Annotated in this window: 2 protein-coding genes; one reads left to right on the forward strand and one right to left on the reverse strand. The window is 62.4% G+C overall.

The genetic code is table 11. The features are described from left to right. On the forward strand, positions 1-434 hold a 434-nt coding region (locus DT057_RS34520; protein WP_244937437.1), incomplete at its 5' end, for a recombinase family protein. A 521-nt stretch (positions 435-955) separates the two neighbouring features. Here the strand turns inward: DT057_RS34520 and DT057_RS34525 are convergent. Continuing rightward, positions 956-1,705 (reverse strand): flavin reductase family protein, encoded by a 750-nt coding sequence (locus tag DT057_RS34525; RefSeq protein ID WP_128566503.1) that lies wholly within the window; start codon positions 1,703-1,705, stop codon positions 956-958. Positions 1,706-2,686: the final 981 nt, after the last annotated feature.

Consider the following 2,686-nt stretch of genomic DNA (forward strand, 5'->3'; position numbering starts at 1 on the left):
TGGGCCGCTCCATGGGCCACCTGATCGAGACTGTGCAGGACCTGGAGGCACGAGGCATCGGGCTGCGCTCGCTCACCGAGCAGATCGACACCACGACACCCAACGGTCGGTTGATCTTCCACATCTTCGGCGCGCTGGGGCAATTCGAGCGCGATCTCATCCGGGAGCGCACGCGTGCCGGGCTCAGTGCCGCGGCGGCCCGGGGCCGGAAGGGTGGACGCAAGCCTGTCGTCACGCCCGAGGTCCTGCGCAAGGCACAGGTGCTGATGGGGCAGGGGCTGAATGTGCGCGAAGCCGCCATGAGGCTGAAGGTGAGTAAGACCGCACTCTACGAAGCTCTCGCTTCTCACAGCTCACGCAACGATCACGCGTATCCCGGTATGGTTTCCAACGCCTCTTTCAACGACGACATCGCGAGTTCAAGCAGATCATGATCCGATGCCGGCAGAGATACAGGTTCAAGTAGCGGAATTTTGAGGAAGTAATTGCCATCATTGTGCTTGAATTCGAGAGCAACGTGCGAGCAATTCTTTAGTAGGTGAGCATCCCTATCATCTGGATTGATGTGCACGCGTAGTGTTGTTCCAGCACTCATGTGACGACCCCCGTCAGAGCTTGGATTGGAACACTGCATCGATCATGCTCCCTGCCGGCGTCAATCCCGCCAGGGGCAAGCCGTATCCGAATGATGCAAGCTCCGGATCCGCGCGGTTCACTTGGGATGGTGCACACCTTGACAGTTCAATTAGGTCCGGAAAGCGGCACTTCCTGAACCAGCTGCAGCCTGGTTCAGGAAGGGTATGGGGGAGCGAACCACCGCTCTTGGTTCGCTATGGGTGCGCCTTTAGCAGATCGGCATTCGCGACTGCTTTCGACCCCAGGCCGACATTCCAAATGCCTGCTTGGGTCGGCTGGATCAATGCAGATTTCCCAAATGCATTGCTTTGCACCGAAGCTAACCCAGCCTGAGATCTCTGTTGGGGTCGAACCCATCTCGGCTGGCGTTACACCATCCGGCTGGTTCAAGCACAACGTCGCGAGCCCGATCCACGTCGGGCATGCGGTAGCTCTTCTCCTCGATCTCCGCGAGGCGGGACGGAACGATCTCGGTACTGGACACTCCGTAAAGCTTCTGGAAGTTCATGATCAACGGCTGCCACTTGGCAGGGTCGATGCGGTTCTCGTGCCCGTCCATGAGCAAGCTCGGATGCACGTGGACGCGGGTGATGCGCACTTCGAACGCGGAGAGCAGGCCCGCGACCTGGGGATCGTCGTCCATGATCCCGTGTTGTGCGGCGACGACGGCTTCCAGTTGGATGGGGCACTCCAACGCGCGCGGCGCGGCCACGGTCTGCGATGCGATGGGTGTCAGGCCAGCCACTTCGAACTTGGAAGGCTCATACGCGTAGCCCAGCCGCTGCTTCAATTCGGGTATGGTCTCGGTGCCCGTCAGGCGCGCCAGCCTGTTCACCGCGTCAGCCTGTTTCGGTGACGCCAGATTGAGGACGCACTGTCCCGTGCGGATCATGTTCTGCGGCGTCTGCGATGCGGTCTGGAGACCGAGCATGCACCGCCAGCCGAGCCACCACGCGGACGACATCGGCGCGAGGTTGGCGGTGCCGTCCTCGTTCTGCGTGCTGATGAGGACGACCGGAGTTCCGAGGTAGAGGATCGACGGCTCGATTGTGACGTGGGGATCGATCACGAGAGGCTCCGTAGCTTGGCAACGAACCACGTATGTGACCGCCCGGTCTGCGACGCTTCCCGCTTCTTGCGCCGAACTCCAACCTCCGCACGTCGCTTCGATGCGCATGCCGCTCGCAAGCGGACTATTGCATATCCACCCAAAGCAGCCGATCCAGCTGGTTCATTTTGGGTATACCCAAAACGAACCAGCACCCGGTACATGGATACCTGGTGCGGCGCCGGCAAGTCGGGAAGAATCAACCTCGCCGAGGCCTGGACAGGCTGAGGCCGATCCCGCCGCTCTGAAACCGGCGACCGACGAACTCGACAAGCTTGCCCCCCTTGGACCAGCGCCGGATCCCGGCGACGTTCGCCAGCCTCTCCCGCTGGCCGGCGGCACCAGATCGCACCAGACCGCAGGCGTGGCCTTCATCCCGCCATACACCGTTGCATGTAGGACGACATGCACCGCGCCGCCCCCTTCTTGATCGTCGCCACACTGGTGGCCTCCGCCTTGCCAGGTGACGCCCGAGCGCAATTCGACGATCCCGCAATTCAAAGGCAGTTGGACGCCATGAGGGCCGCCGCTCGCGCTCGTGAGCGCCAGGCCCACGCCCTTGAACAACTCGAGACCTTGGAACGCGATCGCGCCCGGGATGCAGACTGGGCGCGCCGGGCAAGCGAGCGGAACGGTCGCTCCGTCCGCCAGTTCGACCCGCACTGACCTACTCGTCGGCCTCGAGCACGACGAGGAGGACCAAGCGAGCCGCTGCCCCCGGGCTAACGGTACACGGCATTGCTGGTTCAAACAAAAAGAGCCCGGCAATTAGTCAGCCGGGCTCTCTTCCATTCAGGAGCAGGTTACCTGCCCAGTATGCTCACCACTGGTAGCGAATGCCGGCCCGGCCGCCGCCGCCCACCAGGTCGCCGCCGATGCGGTAGTCGGCGCGCACGAAGCCCGATAGGCCAGTCTTCAGGTTGAACAGGTTGAGCGAGGCCT

It is taken from the genome of Methylobacterium crusticola, from assembly GCF_003574465.1.
Lineage (GTDB): Bacteria > Pseudomonadota > Alphaproteobacteria > Rhizobiales > Beijerinckiaceae > Methylobacterium > Methylobacterium crusticola.